The sequence below is a fragment of the Alteromonas naphthalenivorans genome, assembly GCF_000213655.1.
In the GTDB taxonomy this organism is placed as follows: Bacteria; Pseudomonadota; Gammaproteobacteria; order Enterobacterales; family Alteromonadaceae; genus Alteromonas; species Alteromonas naphthalenivorans.
On the sequence record NC_015554.1, the window covers coordinates 3,301,986 to 3,325,080 of the forward strand.

The window sequence follows — 23,095 nt, forward strand, 5'->3', positions numbered from 1 at the left end:
TGTAGGCGTTGTTCTAATGCTATTTAGCTTGGCATCATGATGAACGCCACCACATCGTTTTGATAATCACCGGTTGTTTTGTACTCTCTATACCCTTTAGACGCGGCAATACCAATTGCGTATTTCTTACCTTGGTAATTTGTAATTCGAGAGTCTTTCTCGCCGTTTTTTAAACCTAAAAGTGTGTCGTCTATCTCGATAACGTCCCCCACCTGCTGAGGGCTACCTTCGGTAGCAGAAATAATCATCCCATCACGCTGGCAAAACATGCCAAAACACCCGGTTACAGTATGCCCACTTTCATCTTTAGGTAGCGAGTCGTTTAACATTTCAGTGAATTGTGGCCCACTGTCAAACACAATTCCTATACCGCCAAATACGTTGTTTTGTTCTAAACTGGTGATTGATGCGTTGTAGATGTAGGTGTGCTTATTATCGTACTGCGCGCTAGGAACAAATTTCGACACGGAATATTTTTGTGAATCTGTACAACTCAACGCATCTATAGCGCCGCTCTGTGTATCGACTTTGTCTCCAATGACTGACGCATGGTCTTTGTTAGATACCGCGACAATAATGCCATTTTTGTCATAAACGTATAAATTGGTGTAAACCGTGTATAGGTCATTAATGTAACCAAGAATATTTGAAATTTCTTGCTGAGCATCAGGCCCTACGGTGGGAAGTTGCAAGTACTGTCGAAACACAGTGGTAAGCGCCCACCAGCGACAATCGTTCGCTCTCTCGTACAGATTTCTGTCCATAATATCTACTGCTAAGCTTGCGCAAAACCTTACGTCACCAAGCCGTGCGCTTATCACTGTAGATTGTAGGTTATCGATAGAGTCAGAAAAGATTAACGCGATACTCTCACCGGTCGATTTGATCTCAGAAAGTACAGGCATGAATTCAACAGCATTATTACGCGCTGCTGCAATAATGCCATTCAATACCACTAAACTCAGATCGTCATTGATTAACATCGACGTTTTGAATATTTGCTTTAAATCATCAGAAAAGAGTTGAGAATTGAGTAACTGACAAGAGTCTGTTTGAGGTTTTCCAGTTTCTTTTGAATGCTTAAAAGCATCGTTGAGTGGCGTCATAGCTACACCCTGCCAAGATAAACCTTTAAAACCTTGGTATCCCTTAGTTTCCGACGTTGTAGATATATAGCTTTTATTTTTTATGGTGATTAAATCAGGAGACCCACTGTTAGGTATTTTTTCACCCACTTTAAACTTTTGTGAATGGCTAGTTGCCATGACTTCTCTGCTTTCAGACAAAATCATAATACTACTGGCGGCACGTTCAGATTGTAAGTTGCTAAAAATTGACTGCATTTCATCGTCAAATTTGAAGCATAGACAAAGAACACCTAGTGCTTTGGCATCTTTTTCGTTACTTTCCTTAATGACACACGAATAAATTAATGAATTGCGCTTGTGAGGCTGAAGATCTGAATAACGAAAAGTTTCTGTATAGTCATCTGTAGACGCCAAGGTTTTTGAAATTAGCGGATCTTCGCTAAATTCAATTGAGCTATCAATATCCAAATTAGCCTTAACCCGCCCCTGGGTATCGAGAAGAACAATCTCATCATATACGCTATATTTTTTACGTATTCCGCTAAACGGTGGCGAATATTTTCAATGTCTTCGACTTGCCTATCGGTGTGAAGCAAGAAAGCTCGGATATCATCATCAGTAGCCAAAAAGCCTACATCGGCAGTACGCTCAAACAAATTTCTAATCAGAATATCGATAGCGACTTGAGATTTATTATGATCGTCAGCCAAACGCGTCAATAAATGCTCTTTCATCAGGTTTTGAATGAGCCGACCTTGTAACTCAGAAAATTTCTCTTTGGTGCTAAGCATTTCTTCCAAAATGCTATCAGATACATTATGGCTGTTGATTTTACCTATCAGCGATATTTTCCCCCACCAATGGTTCAAATCATCAAACCTATCGTTGTAATTATTGATAAGTGGAATTGCCGCTTGTAATTTTTGTCGGTTATTTGAAAGTAACTGTTCCAATACTGCACTGCCTATTATTTTTATTTTATGACAAATAGTTTTTGTGCTTGAAGAACGAATTTTCTCTTACAAGGTTGTGGTTAGTCGTATATTTTGCGTTTGACTTTACAAGGTGTAATGCACTTTTTTACCTTCCCAGTATATTTGCGACAATGCAATACAATCGGCTTACACCTTTAGTTTAATATTACAGCAATCCTGCAGGTACCTGCCTATCGTGGCTCCATTGCTTAGGTGACTGTCCATACAACCGTTTAAACTCGCGGCTAAATTGCGATGTACTTACATATCCTACATCCATTGCAGCTTCATTTACGGTCATCCCACCTACAATTTTCATTGCAGCCGTGTTCAGGCGCATAGACTTTACGAACTGAATGGGCGACAAACTTGTGGCTTGCTTGAACTTTCGATGGAATACCGCACGGCTCATGTTCACATGAGACGCCACTTCATCTATTGTGATTGGCTTGTCTAAACGGCTTGATAAATAGTGAATGGCGCGGGCAATCTCATTATCTACACCAAACGCTCTACTTGCCGACGCTCCAGCATTGCCCTTTAAAATAGCGTAGTACACTTCCCGTAAACGACTTTCACCTAGGATCGCGGTATCCGCAGCACTCTGGGTTAACTGTAATATTCTATATAGCGCCTCGGAAAAACACTCATCCCACGAAGAAAGTACGATACTTGGAGGAAGGGCACTACTGCGAGGCTAACGTGTTACCCCCGTCGCGCGCTCATATTCCATTGTAACCTCCGTCATCATCGGGGCTCTAGCGCAATAGACACCCCTAGCAAAGGGGTTCTCTTTAGATGCATTAGGGGTTCCTGCTTCTACAGGCATAGACATACAACAGCACATATACTGTTCGGCGACATAAACATAAGACTTTCCATCAACAATGGCTTCTTTTGTGCCACTGACTATAGCAATAACAGCAGGCTCATAGATGGCTGGGGAACACCTTACCCCTTCTGTAACTCGAAACAGTTGTCCCCCTTTAACGCCGGTCTCAAACAGGCCATCTTCCGTAAGCTTACTTTCAATTAGTTGCTTTAATTTTTGCTTAAACATAGTACCGCCCAAGCTACTTCACCGATATTAGGGGGCGAAAAAACGCCTATTATCTCGCCCTATATATCAAAATACCCGTTTAATTATTGTGACTTGGTTGTTCCAAAACAGAGTGATATTTAGTCAAGAGTTTTTCGAAAGAGTCACTCCTAATTTTCCAAGTACCCTCTTCCTTCTTAAAACTCCATTTATTGTAATCCGTTCCTGGATCTACCGTTTCACCTGACTCATTGACAGTAAGATTAAGTGCTATTCTTATTGAAGCAGCGTCGTCATTGTGCATTCTCAGCGTTCTTATCGTTTTAATAGTAACACTAAGCTTTTTACAGAACCTCTCTAGCGCACCTAGCCGCATTTCGAAAAGCCGCGTTACATCGGCATCAAAAGATAATTGCTCTTGACTAATGTACGTTGACGCTTCGTCGATATCACATCGATTATATGCACCAATATAATTTTCGATTATTGGCCTAAACTCGCGATTAAGTATTTTGTTTTCCAGCGCTAATTCGGCCTGGCGCTCTTTTTCGGCGATGCTAGATTGATACCACGCGAAAGCCGTTGCACATAGGATGAAGACAATAATTAAACCCAATAGAACCTTTAAAATTTTCATAGTAGTTATTATTCTTTTATTAGTTTATTAAACAATATCTATTAGAACGCAAAGCTAAAGGGAAGTACAAGGGAAACACTAGAACAACGGGGGGGGGGAAATAAACTGACTTCCTGCTAAGGTAGCAGGAAGTCAGAATGCTTATTTAATCACTTTTAAGGTAGGTTTTCCCTTTTTAGGGGGAACGGGTGCATTTGTATTATCCGACGCGTCTACGTCTTCAATAGATGCAGGCCCAGTGGCTTGAGGTTCAGATGGCTTACTTGTTTTGGCCATCTCCTCTTCGGTAGCAAATACAGTACCGGCGCCATTTTCACGCGCATAAATCGCCATAATAGCTTCGCTAGGCATGCTTAATCTTCTTGGTTGGCCACCAAAACGAGCTTGAAAAGAAAGCCCGGTTAAGTCCAACGAAAAATTAACACACGCACTAGGCGACACGTTTAAAACGATTTGCCCGTCCTTAACAAACTCTAAAGGCACTTCCACCATGTCATTCGTTGCATCAACAACAATGTATGGTGTGAGATCGTTGTCCACTATCCATTCGTAAAAGGCCCTTAAAAGGTAGGGCTGATTAGACGTCATAGATGTCATAGTGGGTTATGGATCTCGCGCTCTTGATCGGTTAGCGATGCTTTAAATGAACTGCGAGAGAAGATACGGTTCATGTAGGCATTAATTTCTTTACTACCTGCGCCATTAAGCTCAATACCTAAAGCAGGTAAGCGCCATAATAACGGAGCAAGATAACAATCAACTAAGCTGAACTCTTCGCTCATGAAGTAAGGCAATTCACCAAACACAGGTGCTAATGCAAGTAGCGCTTCACGTAAGTCGTTACGCGCAGCTTCAACATTACCTTCACCACGGAAGATACGAGCTGCTAACGAATACCAGTCTTGTTCGATGCGGTGCATCATAAGACGGCTTTGGCCACGAGATACCGGATAAACTGGCATAAGTGGTGGATGCGGGAAACGCTCATCAAGGTATTCCATGATGATATGCGATTTATAAAGCACCAGTTCACGATCAACAAGAGTTGGAACGGTTCCGTAAGGGTTTAACTCCAACAGATCCTCTGACAGATTGCTAGGATCTGTGTAGCTTATTTCAACACCCACACCTTTTTCTGCCAACACAATACGCACCTGATGGCTGTAAATATCAATTGTGTCAGAGAACAACGTCATAATAGAACGTTTATTCGCGGCTACGGCCATTCAATTTCCTCCGTCGAGAAACTAGTTATGCCCGCTAAATCGGGCGAAATTCAAATAATAAAAAAGGGGGCGAGAAGCCCCCTTTGCCATTATACATAATTCTGTGCGATTAGTGCACTTCTCGCCAGTATTCTTTCTTCAGCAAGTAAACAAATACAAACAGTACGGCAATGAAGATAAGAACCCATTTACCAATACGGTGTGACTCTAGCTTAGCTGGCTCACCGGTATACTCTAAGAAGTTAACAATATCGGCAACAGCTTGGTCGTACTCATCTGGAGACATTGAACCTGTACCATCAGATTTAATACCTACATATTGTTCAACCATTTCACCGTCGACCATAACTTCTTCGTGCATTTCAGTTGGTGTACCTTGCAAAGGTTGAAGTACATGCGGCATACCCACTTCTGGGAATACTTTATTGTTCACACCAAATGGACGACTCTCATCTACGTAGAAAGAACGTAGATAAGTGTAAATCCAATCTTCACCACGAACACGAGCTACAAGAGTCAAGTCTGGTGGCGCAGCACCAAACCAACCTGCTGCTGCATCTTCAGGCATTGCACGCGTAATATAATCAGCAACCTTTTCGCCCGTAAACTGAAGGTTTTCAGTTCCTAGCTCATCTGGAATGCCCAAATCGGCAAACGTACGCTGATAACGCTGATACTTCATTGAGTGACAGCCTAAGCAGTAGTTCATGAACAACTGCGCACCACGTTGCAACGAGGCCTTATCAGTTAGGTCGATAGGTGCCTTATCAAGATGCACACTACCACCAGCGGCTAACGCTACACCCGGTAGAAAAAATGCTAAAAAGCACATCAATTTTTTCATTAGGCAATCCTCTCTGGTACAGGCTTAGTTTTCTCGTTACGGCTGTATAGGAACAACAACACGAAGAAACCAAAGTACATAACGGTCGCGATTTGCGACGCAACAATCTTCCAGTTTTCTTGAGGTGTAGCACCTAAGTAACCTAGGAAAACGAATACAATTGCGAACACAATAAGGTTTACGGTGTGTAAACCACAACGATAGCGCCACGATTTAACACGACCGCGATCTATCCATGGTAAAGCGAACAAGGCTGCAATAGCACCAAACATCGCAAGTACACCAATTAGCTTATCAGGTACTGCCTTAAGGATGGCGTAGAACGGCGTGAAGTACCAAACAGGGAAGATATGTTCAGGTGTTTTCAACGGGTTCGCAATTTCAAAGTTAGGATGCTCAAGGAACTTACCGCCCATTTCAGGTGCGAAGAACAAGATATAAGTGAACAAGGCTAAGAAAATACAGAACGCTACTAAGTCTTTCAGCACCATGTGCGGGAAGAATGGCAAGATGTCATCAGCGATATCATACTTGCTTGTGTAGTACTCATGGATTTGGAATTTAGTCTTTTCTGACTCAGGTAACGAGCCTTTCTTATGCTTAATCGCAATACCGTCTGGGTTGTTAGAGCCCACTTCGTGTAGCGCAATAATGTGTAAGAACACTAAAATAACAATAACCAATGGCAATGCAATAACGTGCAATGCGAAGAATCGGTTTAGGGTAGCACCCGAGATTACATAGTCACCTTGTAGCCAGATAACTAAGTCTGGACCTACAACTGGAATTGCACCAAATAGTGATACGATTACCTGTGCGCCCCAGTAAGACATTTGTCCCCATGGTAATACATAACCCATGAAGGCTTCAGCCATTAGTGCAAGGTAGATAAACATACCAAACACCCAAAGCAATTCACGAGGCTTTTGGTAAGAACCGTAAATCATGCCACGGAACATATGTAGATATACCACAATAAAGAACGCTGAAGCGCCAGTACTGTGCATATAGCGGATAATCCATCCGTAATCAATTTCACGCATGATGTATTCAACAGACGCGAACGCACCTTCAGAAGTTGGTACGAAGTTCATTGTTAACCAGATTCCAGTAATAATTTGGTTAACTAAAACGATGGTAGCCAAAAATCCAAACACGTACCAAAAGTTCATGTTCTTAGGCGCTGGGTATTGGATGGCGTGCATATTCGCCACACGCATAATTGGAATACGCGCTTCAATCCACTCTAAAAAAGCATTCATATTACACAGCCTCCGCTTCTGAGCCGAGGATGATGTTTGTGTCATCTACGAACTGGTAAGGCGGAACAACAAGGTTCAACGGCGCAGGTACGTTTTGGAATACTCGACCCGCCATATCAAACTTAGAGCCGTGACATGGGCAGAAGAAACCGTCTGGAACCCCTTCAACCACTTCTTCGAAAGCGCCATCTTTAAGGTGCTGCGGTGAACAACCTAGATGCGTACAAATACCGACTAAGATAAGGTACTCTTCTTTCATAGAACGGAAACGGTTCTGGGCAAACGTAGGTTGTTGCTCTGCTTCAGAGTTAGGATCTTTCAGTTTATCTTCGTGAGTGCTCAATTCTTCAAGAATTTCAGGAGTACGACGAACAATCCATACAGGCTTGCTTCGCCACATCACACGCACTAGCTGTCCAGGTTCAATCCCGCTGATATCTACTTCAACGTCAGCACCGGCCGCTTTCGCTTTGGCACTTGGATTCCAGGACGCAATAAAAGGCACTGCCGCTCCAACAACACCTACACCACCAACTACCGACGTGGCAACGGTCAAAAACCGACGACGGGTGTTGTTTTCTGGCTGGTTATCATTGTGTGCAGACTCTGTTGCATCTACAGATACATTGCTCATCCACATTTCTCCAGGTTCGGATAATTATGATGTATAACCCTAACTTTTACTGGTTTTATCACGTTAGGATCGCCCATCATATGGCTTGTCATGAAGTTAACTCTAAGGCACTTTTGTGCCCATTCGAGAATTCACTAAAGTTTCGTCAAATTTCGACCGCAAATGATAAAAGAAAAGCCCTTATAAACACAAGGTTTTACTGGTATTTAAGCAATAAATTAATCTGAGGCCACTGTTAAGAATTAGTGAGTGATTGGAATAAAATCAAGAATTTGACCGAAATTCGGTCAAATCCCTTTGTTATATTAAAACATTGTTATAAACCTTCGACCCAGTAGTGCGAAGATATTCTACTTACGATAATCGAGTGCTGGTGCTCTCTGCCCTAGCATGGATTCATAGTTCAGCGTACTTTTTCGTAGCTGAAACTCTTGCTTCGCTTTACTAATATTTTCAGGTTCAGAGAAAAGGGATATAGCGGTTTGCGTGATGACCTCACTGGCCAAGTACATACCTTTGTAACCAATGTCAGTACCACTCATTGCTGACGCCTGCCAAGTGTGAGGAGGAGTACCTTTTACCCAGGTGGTACTAGATAGCCCCACGGTAGGTACTTGCCAACTCACATCACCTACATCAGTTGATGCCGACCAAACAGTAATCTTTTCATCGAAGGGCTCTGGTGTGCTGTGAGCATTGTGACTAAAGGTCTGCTCGCGGGTGCTACTTATTTCGCTAGCAAACTGCTGCTCACTTTTGGTCAAAATAATCGGCGGTGCGGCGTCAATATGCTTGTGCATTAATTTTGATAAGGTCACATTAGGTAATACATTCCACACTCCACCTGTGACTTCCCAATCAACACGGGTTTCAGTGCCAAGTGCTGCACCCTTCGCCGCTTTTTCCAATCTATCCCATAATGATAACACGACAGCAGGCTGTGCTGAGCGGACGTAATAATACACTTCGGCGAAATCCGGCACCACGTTCGGCGCCGTTCCGCCATCGGTGATCACATAATGAATTCGCGTGCCATCCGGCACATGCTCACGCATTAAATTTACCATCATGTTCATGGCTTCTACGCCATCTAATGCCGAGCGCCCTTTGTCTGGCGCTGCGGCAGCATGCGCAGCTACACCGTAAAAACGAAACTTACCGCTCTTATTGGCCAGCGAAGATGAGGGTGAAGAAGATGTACTATCTGATGGGTGCCAGTGAAGCGCAACATCCACATTTTCAAAAACGCCTGCTTTTACCATATAGACTTTACCTGAGCCCCCTTCCTCTGCGGGTGTGCCAAAAACCTTTAGTGAACCTTGGTTTGGGTGAGTATCGAGATAATCAGCTAAGCTAAGCGCAGCGCCTATTACCCCGCCGGCAAACAAGTTGTGTCCACAAGCATGACCTGCGTGAACATGTCCGTTAGTGCTAATCGGCTGTTTGTCAGACGTGTTTAATACTCCCATGCTGGGAAGAGCATCCATTTCGGCAAGTAAGCCGATAACAGGCTTATGCTCGCCATCTTCCGTCTGGTCTGCTGGGCTGTATTGCGCAATAAATGCAGTAGGCATGCCCGCAATGCCAGCAGTAACATCAAAGCCACGTCCAATCAGCGTTTGTTGCATTAATGCGCTGCTGTTGTGTTCTAAAAAACCTAGTTCAGGCTTTTCCCACATGGTTTTTGCAATATGCTTCATCGTGCTTTGATGAGCAAACGTAATCGCGGCTTTAGAGTCTATAGCCGAAGCATCGGTTTGCTCAACACTTTGAGCCTTCACAGCGCCAACAACACTAATGAAGGATATGAGTATAGCGAAAGCGAGTTTATGCCAAAATGCTAAGAGTTTAGTTGTGCATAAATGCATCATCATTGCTCACAACTTGTTGCTTCAGCAGTACACGCTTTAATATAAAATGCCTCGGCAGGGGTGGCAATTAACGTATCGACAAGCGTATTGGCAGCATGCTTAGCGACGTAACGTGTTTTCTCATTGGGTTCATTATCACCGACTTCATAAGTAACGCCATGCACGTGATAAACATCAGCAAAAAACTGTTTAAAAACGCCCTTCCCTGGCGATGTGCCAGGTTTATCTACGACTTTGAACACGCCTCTTGTTTGCGTTTGCAACTCGGCTAACCAGTCTACAACCATGTCGCTAGGGGCAATACTTTCATCTACCGGAATGGTATAAAAAACATTGTTGTGGGTAGAGTGAAAGTCCATACCCATTACAATTTTCCCGCCGGCATCCGTGATTTTATCTAAATACGTTTTCACTGCTCTGGTCTCTGGTTGAGAGAATACATTCCAATCGCGGTTTAGATCTTTATGCCCAAGGCTATGTCGCCAATGTCCATTAGCTACACCATCAGGGTTTATGTTTGGCACTACCAACACATTAAATCGTGACAAAAACGCACTGGTTTCAGACGTAGTGGTTAAGAATTGATTTAGAAAAGAGAACATAGCTACTGCGCCTGTTACTTCCGGTGGGTGTTGGCGACCAACGAAAATAACCCACTCTGTGTTTTCTGGCTTTTCTAGAGCAAATGCAGAAAGCGTGCGGCCTTCGGTAGATTTACCAATCGTAAACGGCTTAATGCCAAAGTCTTGCTCTGCTTGTTTTAGCCAGTTTATGTAAACTAAATTTGGAATAGGACGCTGGGCTGCCACATAGAGTGGTCGTTTTGACACAGGTAAAGATATTGTCATTCCCTGCTCTGTGGTATCAAACGCAGTTATCTCCCAGCTTTTTTGATCGTAACTCACTTTAGGTAAATACCTTGGCGTATAACCGTCAAAGGTCAGCACTACGTCTACTTTTCCTGCTTGTTTTGACGATGAATTGCCTGCTGCGGTAACACTAAAGTAATACCAAGGACTAGGGTTTATGGGCTTATCTTCTGGTAAGAAGCTCAATACATAGGTGCCATTTTCGTCGACTTCACAGGAATCTAACTTACCGGCTTCAAAATCTGCAGAAAAAGTAACGCCTTCGAATTCACACGCCAATGTAACAGGGGAAGCAAATGCCAGTGCAATGAAAAGTAATCGAAACATGATATCTCCATGAAATAAGCGCCCCCTAATGGTAGGCGCTTTTTTATGATGTAAAAGTAGGTTAAGTGTTTAACTTAGAATTTATGATTAAGTGTTACGTAGGTATAACGGCCAATCGATGAATGAAGGCTACTGCTGAATCCAAAGGTTCCATCGGCAAACGGCGGTTCTTCGTTTGTCAGGTTACGCATGCCTACGGTCACTTTCGTTTTTCCGCTAAATAAGGCGTCTTCACTTAAGCGGTAACTTACGTACGCATCTAACGTTGACCAATCATCAATGACGTAAGTCACTAAATCACCTGAATCGTCGGTATAATTTAAGCTAGTGTCTTCAACATCACTAACGTAACGATATTTAAGACCGGCACGCCAAGCATCGCGAGAATAGGTTAGCGATAAATTAGCCCGCCATTCTGGGCGTTCGTTTTGACGAATAAGGTCGCCATCGCTACCAAATATGGCAACTCGCTCCCCTTCGTACAATAACGCTTCGTTTCCAGCTTCTTGCGCTGCAACCACTAGGTCTGTGATATCGTCAGACCCTTGATCGAACTTTCGTAAGTTAGCGGCACTGAGCTTAATGGAAAAATCACCTACTTCAGTTTCAAAACGGTAATCAGCACTGTAATCGATACCAGAAATGTCTCTTGGCAATAAGTTAGTGTAGTCGTTTCGAATATATATAATTTCGTCATTTTCATCACGAACCACATTTTCATTCGCGCTACCCTGGCTACGCAATAATGCGTCATACAAAATTTGCGTTTGGCTATTTAAAATACCCACCGTGTTCTCTTGCTTGATTTGCCACCAATCGACTGTAAGGGTTAACGCTTTGGTAGGCGTAAGTACTACACCAAACGAGTAGTTTTCACTTTCTTCGGGGCTTAAGGTATCGCTACCATTTCGAAGTTCTAGCGTACCGCGATTCGTTTGTGTCAGCGGATCGGTTCTGGTATTTGAACGGGCAACATTTACTGCTGTGGTTTGTGGTAACCCTGGCGCTTTGAAGCCCCCTGAATAAGCACCACGAATTAACGCATTTTCATTTACCGTCCATGCAAGGGCAAATTTAGGTTTAAATACACTGCCTACATCAGAGAAATCTTCGTAACGGCCAGCCACCTGCAAATTCAAACTTTCAATAAAAGGTTTATCGGCCAGCAATGGAATAGCAAATTCCGCGTACGCAGATACCACATTGCGACTTCCGCTGGCATCAGGCGTGGGGCTACTTCCTAATACTTGGCTAGCAATTTCAGACGAAGTGCCACCCACTAAGTCACTGAAAAACAACGTGCCGTTCAAATCATCGGTTCGTTTGTCGAAAAAGCTCTCATAGCGATATTCAACACCTGCGGCAAAACCTACATTACCGGCGGGTAAACTAAACAAATCTGGTCGAGATACTTTGGCATCAATTGAGGCAAGTTCTGTTTCTGACTCCCGCTCAACGTCCACCATAAAACTGTCTATAACACTTTGTGATACCGGCGTATCGTCAACCGTATTTGGGTTAGTTACACTGGCGCCGCTGAAAATATTGTAAGCCGTGCTTTCATCGGTACTATTAACCGCTTGTTGGAACAAGGTGGTGTTAATTCGATTTGCGGTATCTATGGTATTCGCTTTTGAATACAACACGGCTGAGTCGAAGTCCCAATCGCCTATATAACCACGGGAGCCTGCTAATAAACGATAACTGTAGTCATCGACTTCGATATTTCGTGGGCCTGTATCAATGGGACGATAGCGACGAACTGTTACGTCCTCACCAAAAGGGTTGTAAAATGCATCAGCAGACACCGTAAAACGCTGTGCTGTTAGATTGCCCGATTGTTCACGAATACGTTTTGCCGTTGCCGAGTAGTAAAGGGCTTCACCGTATATCTCAACGTCGTCGTTGATTTGATGATTCACCAAGGTGTACAGGTTGAGCCTATCGACTTCAGAGCTTAAGCTACGCTGTGAGTTCGAATCGAAGCGCATATCTCGAGGTGTTGATCCAGAAGACGCACACACATCGCCACTAACGTCTGCAACACAATCGTTGTATGACGCTGGCTCAAGGTGAAACGTGCCTAAACTGTCTGAGGAGAATTCGCCCCATGGCGTTACCGTTGAGCGATTATCTAGCTGTGTATCGCCAACAAAATCAGCAGGCACTTCGCTGAAGTTGCGTAAGTCAGAACTGGCGGCATAGTCCCGCTCACTCGCCATTACCATGTCACGATGATAGTACCCACCACTAAAAGTAACGTGTGTTTTATCATTATTAAATAACCAGCCACCAGCGCCTGATAAATTGATTTGGTCGCGACCTGTACCTTGGCTACTGCCATATTGAGCTTGAAGCTCACCGCCGGTATATTTATCGTCTAATACATAATTCACTACACCTGATATGGCATCAGTACCGTAAATAGCCGCAGCGCCATCGCGTAACACTTCAACGCGTTTTAGCCCTTTAACTGGCAGCGTATTTGAATTCACAGTAGTAACAGGCACCAAGTTTTCGGCCTGCGTACCTGGGTGTAGCACTAATCGGCGACCGTTCAACAGTGTAAGTGTGTAGCCTGTACCTATACCTCGTAGATTTACTGAAGAGACATCGCCACGTGCATCGTTTACGCCACCAACTACACGCTCGCTATTAAAATTTACGGCACCTTGTTGTGGTAACTCCGCTAAAATTTCCGCGCCACTGCTTAAGCCTAAACCATCAATATCTTCAGATGACATCATGGTGACGGGCAATGCGCCAGTATCTTGCATTCCACGGATGTTTGAGCCAGTAACTTGAATACGCTCTACACTTGCTTCTTGTTTTTGAACGTCAGTAGGAGCAGAGGTAGCAGGGCGCGTACCTGATTGGCTCTCCTCTTTATTTTCAATTGGAGTAACAATGTAAGTGCTTTTAGATGTCTGCTTGTAGGTAAAGCCAGTGTCTTTAAGCAAGGTAGAAAGTGCATCCTGCACATCCATACTGCCTTCTAGCTTAGGGCTTAGTTTTTTCTTTATTCTAGCGTCTGAAAACAGAATTTGAATTTCACTGTGCTGTGCCAGTGAGAGCAATGCGTTATCGAGTGTGGTGGCTTGAATTGAAATGTTTTCTATTTGCTGTGCTTTGATACTTGCACTTAGTGATAGTGCGACACACAGGGCTAACGTACTTGTTGTGGTTTTTGGCAACTTCATGGCTGCTCCTATAGTATTTTGTTGTGTTCCCATAAGCTAATACGCAGCCAAAAACAAAACCCTCCGCTATTTTTTCACTAATTTAACCTTTTCATTCTCTTTTTTTATTTCTACAGGCAAGGTCGCTTCAAGTGCCGTTAAAATAGCATCACCATCTGAAAGTTTAAAAACGCCACTAATACGTAAATCAGCAATCTCTTGGCTAATCACTATTTTTTTGCTTCTATAGCGGTTAAAACTGGTAATCACTTTCTCTAGCCGTTCTTCATCAAAACGTAAGTAACCGGTACGCCAACTTTGCGCTTTTACTACACTGTCCACACTTTGTTTTGCGATAAGTGCACTGGTATCATTGAACGATGCGACTGCGCCGGCTTCCAATAACACTTGAGTATCATCTTTCGCTGGTTTGTCGGTGTTCGGCTCTGCCTTTTCTTCTATGGCAACGGTACCTTCTTCTACTGCGATATCAAACCCAGCCTGTGACAGCTTAATATTAAACTTCGTTCCTACGACTCTCACCGTCTTGTTTGCGGTATGAATTAGGAATGGACGAGAGCGATCTTTAGCAATATCAAAAAATGCCTCACCTTGTTCTAGCCAGAGCTCTCTGTGCGCTTCACTAAACTTTATATTAATGCGGGTATCTGTATTTAACGTAATGGTAGAGCCATCTGATAATCCAACATTGCTCACCTCGCCAATGGCAGTAGAGTAATTATTGGCAAGCTCACTGTTATCAATACTTTGGTCAGGCGCATTGTGATGCGTGATGAGTAAAAAGCAGAACGATGCAACAACAATAGATGCCGCTAGATAGCGCATTCGATAGAAGCGTTTTTCCAGCTTTTGCCGCCAGCCTATATGAGGCGCAATTTGAGCTGAAGTTTCCCACAAATAAAGCGCATCGTTAAAAGCAGCTTGATGTGCGCCTTTCGCATCGCACCACTCAAGGATCTCACTTTCTTCTTTAGCTGTCAGTTCACCAGAGTAAAGACGCACAACGTAATCACTTGCACGTTTATTAATTGAATGCTGGTTCAAAGCCGTAGCCATTAATCTTGCACCTTATTTCGAATAGCCATCAGTGCGGCTGAAATATATTTTTCTACTGTACTCACAGAAACGCCTAATATGTCGCTGATTTCCCGGTAAGCCTTACCTTCAACGCGGCAAAGCACAAATGCAGATTTGTGATGAGGGTTAATATTTTCAAGCACGTTTTCAATTTCAATTAGCTTCTCAGCAATCCCTGCACACTTTTCCGGCTCATTGTTCCACGTAGAATATAGAGTATCAGAAAATGGTTCGTGAGCATCATGAGCGCGCACTTTTGCCCGCCGTTCCCTATCTATAATTAAATTAGTCACAACGGTAAACAAAAAGCTTCGAAACGTATCTTGTCGCGCTTCAACCTTCTGTGCCAATTCATCAAGTGAAAAGAGTTTGGCGTACATTTCTTGAAGTATGTCTTCTACCTCAGGGGCATTCGCACGGGCTCGAACACGAATAAACCGACGAAGCGCGGGCTCATGTTCAGAAATGAGTTCGTAAAGCATAGCATTGTCGCTTTGAGACTGCGCTATAGCTGATTGAGTATTTAAATAAACGACTTTCACACTAATTCTTCATTCATTTCTGGCTTAACTACTAATACGCAGTAGAGCATAACCCCCTCCACTATTATTCATTTTATTAGCGCCAGAAAATAAAAAACCCGGCATGAGCCGGGTTTTTTGCACAATATATAAAACGTAAAATTAACGTTTTGAGAATTGTGGACGCTTACGTGCTTTGTGTAGACCCACTTTCTTACGTTCAACTTGACGAGCGTCACGAGTAACGAAGCCAGCTTTACGTAGAGCAGGACGTAACGTCTCATCGTACTCCATAAGAGCACGAGTGATGCCGTGACGAATTGCGCCAGCTTGACCGTTAGAACCACCACCTTTAACAGTGACGTATAGGTCAAACTTTTCCAACATTTCAACAAGTTCTAGAGGTTGACGAACAACCATGCACTCAGTCTCGCGACCAAAGTACTCGTCTAGAGCACGTTTGTTTACTTGAATGTTACCTGAGCCTGGACGCAGGAACACACGAGCGGTAGAACTTTTGCGGCGGCCGGTGCCGTAGTATTGAGTATCTGCCATGTCGATTGCCCCTTAGATGTCCAAAACTTGTGGTTGCTGTGCTGCGTGCTTATGTTCAGCACCAGCGTAAACTTTCATTTTACGGAACATTGCACGGCCTAGAGGACCTTTTGGCAGCATTCCTTTCACTGCTTTCTCAATAACCATTTCTGGTTTGAAAGCTAGCAGCTTTTCAAAGTTAGTTTCTTTCAGACCACCTGGATAGCCACTGTGTGCATAATAGATTTTGTTCAATGCTTTACGGCCAGTAACCGTAATTTTATCAGCATTGATAACTACAATGTAATCACCAGTGTCCACGTGAGGCGTGTACTCTGGCTTATGCTTACCACGAAGGCGCAATGCGATTTCTGAAGCCAAACGGCCTAGAGTTTTGTCTGTGGCGTCAACCACGTACCAGTCACGTTGTACCGTTTCTGGCTTTGCAACAAAAGTTTTCATTTAAATATCACCCGAATAATATCGTCGTTACTGATTTCTGAACACCAGAAATCACCATAAAATCAACACAAAGACCCCTTCGAGCCGGTCGATTCTTCCACCTTCCCAAAGGTGGGCGTAACTGGGCAGGGCGCGAATTATACAGGTTTTGACGAAAATGCGAACCCCTAATTTGCAAATATGGGCTCTTTTTCTGCACAAAGTCTCTACAGAAACAGTGACAAGCCTAATTAATTCCGTTAATTTCAATGAGCAAACCTTTTTAGAAGAGAATAAACAGGAAAATAATGCGCTTATCGGCTGTTTTTTTAGTTGTGGTTCAACTTCTAGCAAGTGTTTATGCTAAAGCCGAATCTGGTAACGTCACTCTCACACGGGCATTTGCCGATGACGATTATGGTTTTTATCAGCAGAAAGTACTTGAGGCTGTATTGTCGGCAACCCCCGAATATGGCAACACGCAGATTTCCTTGCACCCCCACCCTATGCCACAAAGTCGACAAGTAGTATCCCTACTAAAGGGCGATGCAGATGTGATGTGGAGCGTGACTAATGCTGAACGCGAGAAATTATTGACCCCCATTAAACTTCCCCTTTTAAAAGGGTTGGCTGGTTACCGAATATTAGTGATAGCAGACGATGCTCAACACAACTTCGAACCTACATTAACTACCGATGAACTTAAAACCCGCACCTTGGTGCAGGGGAACGACTGGCCTGACTTACACGTACTTAAATCGAACGGGTTTAATGCGGAAGGCGAAGAATGGAGTTTATGGTTTACGTCAATGTACATCATGGTAGAAAAAGGCATGGTGGATGGTTTCCCTAGAAATGTTATTGAGGTAAGTGGAGACTTAGCACGTCATGCAGACAAGCCTATTACTATCGATAAAAATCATCTTCTTGTTTATCCCAACTATGAATACTTTTTCGTACGTCCGGACGATGATGCTTTAGCAAAAAGAATTCGTGTTGGTCTATCCCGACTGATAGAAAACGGCAAACTTGAAGCCATATTTAATCATTTTCAAACTCATAAGCTCGCCCTCACCTTGGCAGACGATCCTCACCGTACTAGGCACACACTGCAGAACCATTTTCTACCGTATGTGCTTGATTACGCGCGGTGGGATTTAGAGAAAGAGAAAGCCATCAAGGCACTGACAAGCGAATAAATACCCAACTTCACCATTTTTCTTGTTTTATACCCCGTATTACTGGTAAAACACCTGCCTAAAATACGACTTATAATCAATGAGGAACCCACAATGCGCAGTAAATGTGGACTTATCGCTGTTTTCATCTCTCTTATACTTTATGCAACCCCTACCTTCGCTGACAACAATCACACATTGCTTGGTATTCAACAGCAATGGGCGTTAATCAATTATGACGCAGATAGCAGCGAGAAAGAGAAGGCGTTTATAGCGCTTATCGCTGATGCTGAAGCCTTTGTTGCATCATCGAATAACAGTGCCGAAGCCCTCACGTGGTTAGCCATTACCCAATCTAGTGCTGCGAAAGCTAAAGGTGGCCTAGGTGCGCTCGATTTCGCAAAAGCAGCTAGAGCAAACCTTGAAAAAGCATTAGAGGCAGATGAGCAAGTATTAGAAGGTACTGCATTAACCGTATTAGCGGCGCTGTATCACAATGTACCTGGCTGGCCGGTTGCGTTTGGCAGTGACAAAAAAGCAGCGCGCTTGTTTGAAAAGGCGCTAGCGCTTTACCCAAACAGTATGGATACGCACTACTTTTACGCAGAATACTTGTTTGATGATGGTGAGTATGAAGAGGCTGCTCGACACTTAACACTAGCCAAAAGCGCACCTGAAAAACCAAACCGCCCTATTGCAGACAAAGGCCGAAGAGCGGAGATAGAAATATTAGAAGCCAAGGTAGCGAACAAGCTTTAAAAGTAGCGAGCAAGCTTTAACGGTTAAGCTTTAGTAAGACCGGTAAAGCGCTATGAATTAGCAGTGGTGATTTTTGCTTGCTGCCATAGTGCTTCCATCTCATCAAGCGTCATATTAGCTAATGGTGAGCCCTTACTCTCGGGCTCGCCTTCTATTATAGACAAGTTTTCTGAGTCTATTTTATGGGCTGATTCTGCTTTGAAGGCTAAAGACTCTACCACTTTAAAACGTTTGGCGAATTTGTTACTGGCGTTACGTAACGCCGTATCTGCATCGACTTTACAATGTCTTGCCAAATTAACCATAGCAAACAACGCATCGCCAATTTCTTCTTCTAAGGCTTGCTGATTCAGGGTTTCGGCATCAAGTTCTTGTTGTATTTCTTCAACTTCTTCTCGCACTTTATCTAAAACAGGCGCAACGTCTGGCCAATCAAAACCCACCTTTGCACAGGCTTTTTGTAATTTTTGGGCATACATTAATGCCGGCATTCCCACTGGCACATCATCAAGTAGACTAGGAAAAGTCGGTTCATTATCTTTACTCGGCGATGTAGAAGTCAGCTTTTGCGTTAAAGCCCGTTGCCTTGAATTCTCATGCTTTAACGCTTTTTCTTGCGCTTTTATACTGTCCCACTGTGCAGTTAAGCCTTCTTCGCTACTTGGCTGCGCTGAAGCATTGCCGAATACATGTGGATGACGGCGGGTCATTTTGTCGCTAATGCTTTTCGCAACATCGTTAAAGGTGAAATTGCCTTCTTCCTCTGCAATACGGGAATAGAACACTACCTGAAACAACAAGTCACCCAGCTCGTCACGAATATCTGAAGGCTCCCCTTTCGCGATAGCATCAGCCACTTCGTAGGCTTCTTCAATGGTATAGCGGGTTAGGCTTTCCATCGTTTGCTGAATATCCCACGGGCAGCCAGATTCCGGATCACGAAGCGTCGCCATTATTTCTTGAAGTCGCTTTATCTCAGGCAACTCAGAATTGTTTACGTTTTGCATCCGTAATGCCTTTTAACTGACGTAATCGAGCAAGTACTTTTGATAAGGTATCTAAGTCTTGTACTTCAATAGAAATGGTAATTAGCGCCGTTTGCCTGTGTTTATCACTTAAACTGTTCACCCCCAGTAATGGCACGTTTTCATTTGCCAGCACGGTAGTGATATCACGCAACAAACCGGTTCTGTCGTGGCAGAAAATATCGACTGAGGTTTCAAAACCTACTTTAAGCTCTTGTGACCAGTTCACCTCAATTTGACGTTCTGGGTGCTGCTCAAGCAAATGCTGCAATTGATCGCAGCTTTCTTTATGTACGCTTACTCCACGCCCTTGCGTGATATACCCCATAATGGGCTCACCCGGAACGGGTTTACAGCAATTGGCCAACTGGCTCATCAAGTGGCCAACCCCTTGTACAACAACTGCGTCTTTCTTGCCTGCGCCCTTAGCCGTACGCTTTGTTTTTACTTTAGGGCTAATTTCAGGCTCTTCTGGCTCAGGCTCTTGTAAGAAATGAATAAAGTTGATGACTTGCATCACCCTCACGTCGCCCGTACCTATAGCTGCATACAAATCGTCAACGCAATGTCCATTGAACTTCTCGTATACTTCACTGGTGATCTTCAAAGGCAAATGGGCGCGATGCAATTCACGCTCTAGCAATTCTTTACCCGCGGCTAAGTTTTTATCCCTGTCTTGTTTTTTGAAATAGGAATGGATAGTAGCGCGAGCGCGAGATGAGTGAACATAGCCCAAGCCTGGGTGCATCCAATCGCGACTGGGGTTAAGCTCTTTGCCAGTAAGCACTTCCACTTGATCGCCGCTATGCAGCTGATAAGTAAAAGGCACAATGCGTCCATTGGCTTTCGCCCCAATGCAGCGATGCCCTACATTGCTGTGAATATAGTAGGCAAAGTCGAGGGGCGTAGCGCCTTGTGGCAAGTCGATAACATCGCCTTTTGGGGTAAACACATACACGCGGTCATCAAATACCTGACTGCGCAACTCTTCCACCATATCACCAGATTCGGCCACTTCTTCTTGCCAGGCTAATATGCGGCGAAGCCAGTTTATGCGCTCATCGTAGCCCGACTGTTTACCCGTACTGCCTTCTTTATATTTCCAATGCGCAGCAACACCTAGCTCGGCGTCTTGGTGCATTTTGTGAGTACGAATTTGGATTTCTACCGGTTTACCTTCAGGACCCACAATAACGGTGTGAATAGACTGATAGCCATTCGCTTTAGGCGTGGCAATATAATCGTCGAATTCATTGGGCAAATGCTTGTAACTGGCGTGCACGGTGCCAAGCGCGGCATAACAATCTTGTAACCGCTCGGCGATAACCCGCACAGCACGTATATCGAAAAGTTGTTCGAAGGTAAGGCGCTTTTTCTGCATTTTTTTCCAAATGCTGAAAATGTGTTTTGGCCTGCCGTACACATCCGCGCGAATATTTTCGCTATTCATTAATGATTGAAGATCATCAACGATGCCATCAATATAATCGGCTCGCTCTCGACGTTTACCGTCAAGTTGCTTAGCGATTTGTTTGTAGGTAATAGGATGCAAATAGCGAAAGGCTAAATCTTCCAATTCCCATTTTAACTGACCTATTCCTAAACGGTTGGCCAACGGGGCATAAATGCTGGCACATTCACGGGCCACCATAACCCGCGTTTCTTCATCCGCTTTTTTCGCTTGTTGAAGGGCGCAAATACGTTCTGCCATTTTAATCACAACGGCACGTACATCTTCAACCATAGCAAGCAACATACGACGAATACTATCTATATGTTGTTCATCAGATTTTTCGTTGAACGGCGAGCCATTATTTTTTCTAGCGTGTAAGGTTTTAATGGCGTCCATACGCCTAACCCCCACGACTAAGTCACGAATTTCAACATCGAATTCTTGCTCAATATCAGCTTCGGTTAAACAGTGTTGTTCGCAGTAGGGAAAGACCAATGCCGCCTGTAAGGTGACGTCATCCATATTCAACTGACAGAGTATTTCAACCATTTCCTGGCCGACGAGAAGACGCTCTGGCATAGAAGACACACTGCGTAGTTTGTCTTTCGTTTCTTCACTTAAATCGAGGCTGTCTAGCCACACCTCAAAAGGAGGTCTATCGGCTGCATGCACTTTTCTTGTTGTCACCATAACCGCTGCTCGCTATTGCTGTTGGCGTGTAAATAGCGCCATCGTTTCCATGTGATGGGTAAAGGGGAACATTTCAACCACACCCGCTTTTTGCATTTGATAACCTCCATCTATCAGTACACGCGCATCCCGCGAAAAAGTGTTCGGGTTGCAAGAAACATACACTATCGTATTCGGTGTTGCTCGAACCAGTGCATGACAAACCGTCAATGCTCCTTCTCGAGACGGATCAAGCAAGACTTTATCGAAGCCACCCGCTAACGCTTTATCCACTGATTTTTCATCAGCCAAGTCAAGCTGCATCCAATCCACGTTCGTTATGCCCTGTTCGAGGGCGTTACTTTTGGCACGCTGCACCATTTCAGCAACCCCTTCCACCGCGCTTACCGTGGCGCCACTATTGGCAATGGGCAAGGTGAAATTACCTAAACCACTGAACCAATCGGCTATACGTTCACCGGCTTTTGGTGCTAACCACGACAGGGCTTGCGCCACCATTTTAGTATTGACTTCTGCGTTCACCTGCACAAAGTCGTTCGGACCAGGTTGCAAATAGAAGCCATCTACTGTGTTACAGGTAATTGGCGCTATTTCATGCAAATGAGTAAATTCGCCATTACCGTCTTCGATTGTCATATTCACGTTTTGTTCCACAGCGAACTGGGAAAGCGACGCAATAAAGTCGTTGGCTAATGAACGGGTATGCTTTACCGTGACTTGCACCGCGTTTTCTCCGGCCAACAAGCTGACATGCCCAACCAAGCGAGCGCTAGCATAGCCAGTAATGGCAGATTTAAGTGGCGCGATAAGTTGGCTTAACGATTCAACTAAAACTGGGCAGCCTTCGATATCAACAATGTTTTTGCCTGCATTTTCTCGAAAGCCAAGTTTTATTTTATCTGGGTTTCTTGCATCAATTGCTAGTCGAGCTTTACGGCGGTAGCGTGGTCGATTACCACTGACGGGCGCTTGCCAGGCCCCCTCGTTGAAACCGAGTTTACGCTGGAACATACTTTTAAGCGCATCGTCTCGCAGTGCGAGGGCTTCCTGAGGCTCTACGTGCTGGAGCTGACAACCACCGCACTGATTTGCCACCCCGCAAAACGGTTTTTGGCGGTGCTCTGAGGGTGTATTCACTTTAGTGACTTTTGCGTTAACAATCTGCTTATTGCTTGAAAGTGCTTTTATCTCAACGGTTTCACCAGGTAATGCACCATCTACAAAATATAAGGTGTCACCCCGAGCAACGCCCTGCCCCTGCCAATCCATACCATCAATGGTTACCGCTTCATTAGCAGCATTAATGTCATCAACCGAGGGCCATGATTGTTTAGTTTTTACAATGTGCTGCTTTTCACCCGAGCCAGCGCCGCGTACTCGCCCTTTAACATTGCTTTTGTTTTTGCCCTTGCTCGGTTTATAAAAGATGGCCACGTGGTGCTCCCG

At 44.1% G+C, this 23,095-nt stretch carries 21 protein-coding genes and 1 pseudogene; 2 read left to right on the plus strand and 20 right to left on the minus strand.

The window, feature by feature from the left end; translation table 11 throughout:
* Nucleotides 1-23 precede the first annotated feature (23 nt).
* From AMBT_RS14420 to rplM, 17 genes and pseudogenes are all read right to left on the minus strand, one after another.
* A complete protein-coding gene (locus AMBT_RS14420; protein ID WP_202945442.1) occupies nt 24-1,556 on the minus strand; it encodes a cache domain-containing protein in 1,533 nt (510 codons plus the stop codon).
* On the minus strand, nt 1,514-2,041 hold the full coding sequence (locus AMBT_RS22770; RefSeq protein WP_202945443.1) for a hypothetical protein: 528 nt from the start codon (nt 2,039-2,041) through the stop codon (nt 1,514-1,516). Before AMBT_RS22770 ends, AMBT_RS14420 begins: the two co-directional genes overlap by 43 nt.
* A gap of 187 nt (nt 2,042-2,228) precedes the next feature.
* Nucleotides 2,229-2,621 (minus strand): helix-turn-helix domain-containing protein, encoded by a 393-nt coding sequence (locus AMBT_RS22980; protein ID WP_232363231.1) that lies wholly within the window; start codon nt 2,619-2,621, stop codon nt 2,229-2,231.
* A gap of 24 nt (nt 2,622-2,645) precedes the next feature.
* Nucleotides 2,646-3,122 (minus strand): annotated as a pseudogene (locus tag AMBT_RS22985) (AraC family transcriptional regulator); the annotation flags it as partial.
* A gap of 79 nt (nt 3,123-3,201) precedes the next feature.
* Nucleotides 3,202-3,738 carry a hypothetical protein gene (locus AMBT_RS14430; protein ID WP_013785366.1) on the minus strand — a complete coding sequence of 179 codons (537 nt, stop codon included), beginning with the start codon at nt 3,736-3,738 and terminating at the stop codon, nt 3,202-3,204.
* A gap of 141 nt (nt 3,739-3,879) precedes the next feature.
* Nucleotides 3,880-4,335, minus strand: a complete 456-nt coding sequence (locus AMBT_RS14435; RefSeq protein WP_013785367.1) for a ClpXP protease specificity-enhancing factor — start codon at nt 4,333-4,335, stop codon at nt 3,880-3,882.
* Entirely contained in the window at nt 4,332-4,964 is a 633-nt protein-coding gene (gene sspA, locus AMBT_RS14440; RefSeq protein WP_013785368.1) for a stringent starvation protein SspA, read from the minus strand. Before sspA ends, AMBT_RS14435 begins: the two co-directional genes overlap by 4 nt.
* A 109-nt stretch (nt 4,965-5,073) precedes the next feature.
* Nucleotides 5,074-5,808 carry a cytochrome c1 gene (locus tag AMBT_RS14445; RefSeq protein ID WP_013785369.1) on the minus strand — a complete coding sequence of 245 codons (735 nt, stop codon included), beginning with the start codon at nt 5,806-5,808 and terminating at the stop codon, nt 5,074-5,076.
* On the minus strand, nt 5,808-7,070 hold the full coding sequence (locus tag AMBT_RS14450; protein WP_013785370.1) for a cytochrome b: 1,263 nt from the start codon (nt 7,068-7,070) through the stop codon (nt 5,808-5,810). The genes AMBT_RS14445 and AMBT_RS14450 overlap by 1 nt, the downstream gene beginning before the upstream one ends.
* A gap of 1 nt (nt 7,071) precedes the next feature.
* A complete protein-coding gene (gene petA / locus AMBT_RS14455; RefSeq protein WP_013785371.1) occupies nt 7,072-7,704 on the minus strand; it encodes a ubiquinol-cytochrome c reductase iron-sulfur subunit in 633 nt (210 codons plus the stop codon).
* A 350-nt stretch (nt 7,705-8,054) separates the two neighbouring features.
* A complete protein-coding gene (locus AMBT_RS14460) occupies nt 8,055-9,578 on the minus strand; it encodes an amidohydrolase (protein WP_232363147.1) in 1,524 nt (507 codons plus the stop codon).
* Nucleotides 9,575-10,771 (minus strand): M14 family metallopeptidase, encoded by a 1,197-nt coding sequence (locus AMBT_RS14465; RefSeq protein WP_013785373.1) that lies wholly within the window; start codon nt 10,769-10,771, stop codon nt 9,575-9,577. The genes AMBT_RS14460 and AMBT_RS14465 overlap by 4 nt, the downstream gene beginning before the upstream one ends.
* Nucleotides 10,772-10,845: 74 nt before the next feature.
* The gene (locus AMBT_RS14470) at nt 10,846-13,971 is read right to left on the minus strand and encodes a TonB-dependent receptor (RefSeq protein ID WP_013785374.1); all 3,126 of its coding nucleotides are present in this window, start codon (nt 13,969-13,971) and stop codon (nt 10,846-10,848) included.
* Nucleotides 13,972-14,037: 66 nt separating this feature from the next.
* Nucleotides 14,038-15,027, minus strand: coding sequence for a FecR family protein (locus tag AMBT_RS14475; protein WP_013785375.1), 990 nt, complete (start codon nt 15,025-15,027; stop codon nt 14,038-14,040).
* A complete protein-coding gene (locus AMBT_RS14480) occupies nt 15,027-15,590 on the minus strand; it encodes an RNA polymerase sigma factor (protein WP_013785376.1) in 564 nt (187 codons plus the stop codon). The genes AMBT_RS14475 and AMBT_RS14480 overlap by 1 nt, the downstream gene beginning before the upstream one ends.
* A 141-nt stretch (nt 15,591-15,731) precedes the next feature.
* Entirely contained in the window at nt 15,732-16,124 is a 393-nt protein-coding gene (gene rpsI, locus AMBT_RS14485) for a 30S ribosomal protein S9 (protein ID WP_013785377.1), read from the minus strand.
* Between the two features lie 12 nt (nt 16,125-16,136).
* Nucleotides 16,137-16,565: a 50S ribosomal protein L13 gene (rplM, locus tag AMBT_RS14490; RefSeq protein WP_013785378.1), complete on the minus strand. Its 429-nt coding sequence runs from the start codon at nt 16,563-16,565 to the stop codon at nt 16,137-16,139.
* A gap of 287 nt (nt 16,566-16,852) precedes the next feature.
* Between rplM and AMBT_RS14495 the strand changes: the two genes are divergently transcribed.
* Both AMBT_RS14495 and AMBT_RS14500 read left to right on the plus strand, forming a co-directional pair.
* A complete protein-coding gene (locus tag AMBT_RS14495; protein WP_013785379.1) occupies nt 16,853-17,743 on the plus strand; it encodes a transporter substrate-binding domain-containing protein in 891 nt (296 codons plus the stop codon).
* Nucleotides 17,744-17,836: 93 nt separating this feature from the next.
* Complete coding sequence (locus AMBT_RS14500; protein WP_013785380.1) at nt 17,837-18,481, plus strand: tetratricopeptide repeat protein; 645 nt, start codon at nt 17,837-17,839, stop codon at nt 18,479-18,481.
* A 50-nt stretch (nt 18,482-18,531) separates the two neighbouring features.
* Here the strand turns inward: AMBT_RS14500 and mazG are convergent, their stop codons facing one another.
* Genes mazG through rlmD form a run of 3 tightly spaced genes read right to left on the minus strand, consistent with a single transcriptional unit; the run spans nt 18,532 to nt 23,083 of the window.
* Entirely contained in the window at nt 18,532-19,488 is a 957-nt protein-coding gene (mazG, locus tag AMBT_RS14505) for a nucleoside triphosphate pyrophosphohydrolase (protein WP_013785381.1), read from the minus strand.
* Nucleotides 19,466-21,649 carry a GTP diphosphokinase gene (gene relA / locus AMBT_RS14510; protein WP_013785382.1) on the minus strand — a complete coding sequence of 728 codons (2,184 nt, stop codon included), beginning with the start codon at nt 21,647-21,649 and terminating at the stop codon, nt 19,466-19,468. The genes mazG and relA overlap by 23 nt, the downstream gene beginning before the upstream one ends.
* Before the next feature lie 12 nt (nt 21,650-21,661).
* A complete protein-coding gene (gene rlmD / locus AMBT_RS14515; protein WP_013785383.1) occupies nt 21,662-23,083 on the minus strand; it encodes a 23S rRNA (uracil(1939)-C(5))-methyltransferase RlmD in 1,422 nt (473 codons plus the stop codon).
* Between the last annotated feature and the right edge of the window lie 12 nt (nt 23,084-23,095).

Excerpts from the sequence above, each read along its gene's own strand:
- rplM (WP_013785378.1), bottom strand. The coding sequence starts at position 16,565 with ATGAAAACTTTTGTTGCAAAGCCAGAAACGGTACAACGTGACTGGTAC.
- petA (WP_013785371.1), bottom strand. The coding sequence starts at position 7,704 with ATGAGCAATGTATCTGTAGATGCAACAGAGTCTGCACACAATGATAAC.
- AMBT_RS14470 (WP_013785374.1), bottom strand. The coding sequence starts at position 13,971 with ATGAAGTTGCCAAAAACCACAACAAGTACGTTAGCCCTGTGTGTCGCA.
- AMBT_RS14450 (WP_013785370.1), bottom strand. The coding sequence starts at position 7,070 with ATGAATGCTTTTTTAGAGTGGATTGAAGCGCGTATTCCAATTATGCGT.
- relA (WP_013785382.1), bottom strand. The coding sequence starts at position 21,649 with ATGGTGACAACAAGAAAAGTGCATGCAGCCGATAGACCTCCTTTTGAG.
- sspA (WP_013785368.1), bottom strand. The coding sequence starts at position 4,964 with ATGGCCGTAGCCGCGAATAAACGTTCTATTATGACGTTGTTCTCTGAC.
- AMBT_RS14460 (WP_232363147.1), bottom strand. The coding sequence starts at position 9,578 with ATGATGATGCATTTATGCACAACTAAACTCTTAGCATTTTGGCATAAA.
- AMBT_RS14475 (WP_013785375.1), bottom strand. The coding sequence starts at position 15,027 with ATGGCTACGGCTTTGAACCAGCATTCAATTAATAAACGTGCAAGTGAT.
- AMBT_RS14445 (WP_013785369.1), bottom strand. The coding sequence starts at position 5,808 with ATGAAAAAATTGATGTGCTTTTTAGCATTTTTTCTACCGGGTGTAGCG.
- AMBT_RS14500 (WP_013785380.1), top strand. The coding sequence starts at position 17,837 with ATGCGCAGTAAATGTGGACTTATCGCTGTTTTCATCTCTCTTATACTT.
- AMBT_RS14435 (WP_013785367.1), bottom strand. The coding sequence starts at position 4,335 with ATGACATCTATGACGTCTAATCAGCCCTACCTTTTAAGGGCCTTTTAC.
- AMBT_RS14495 (WP_013785379.1), top strand. The coding sequence starts at position 16,853 with ATGCGCTTATCGGCTGTTTTTTTAGTTGTGGTTCAACTTCTAGCAAGT.
- AMBT_RS14465 (WP_013785373.1), bottom strand. The coding sequence starts at position 10,771 with ATGTTTCGATTACTTTTCATTGCACTGGCATTTGCTTCCCCTGTTACA.
- AMBT_RS14430 (WP_013785366.1), bottom strand. The coding sequence starts at position 3,738 with ATGAAAATTTTAAAGGTTCTATTGGGTTTAATTATTGTCTTCATCCTA.
- mazG (WP_013785381.1), bottom strand. The coding sequence starts at position 19,488 with ATGCAAAACGTAAACAATTCTGAGTTGCCTGAGATAAAGCGACTTCAA.
- rpsI (WP_013785377.1), bottom strand. The coding sequence starts at position 16,124 with ATGGCAGATACTCAATACTACGGCACCGGCCGCCGCAAAAGTTCTACC.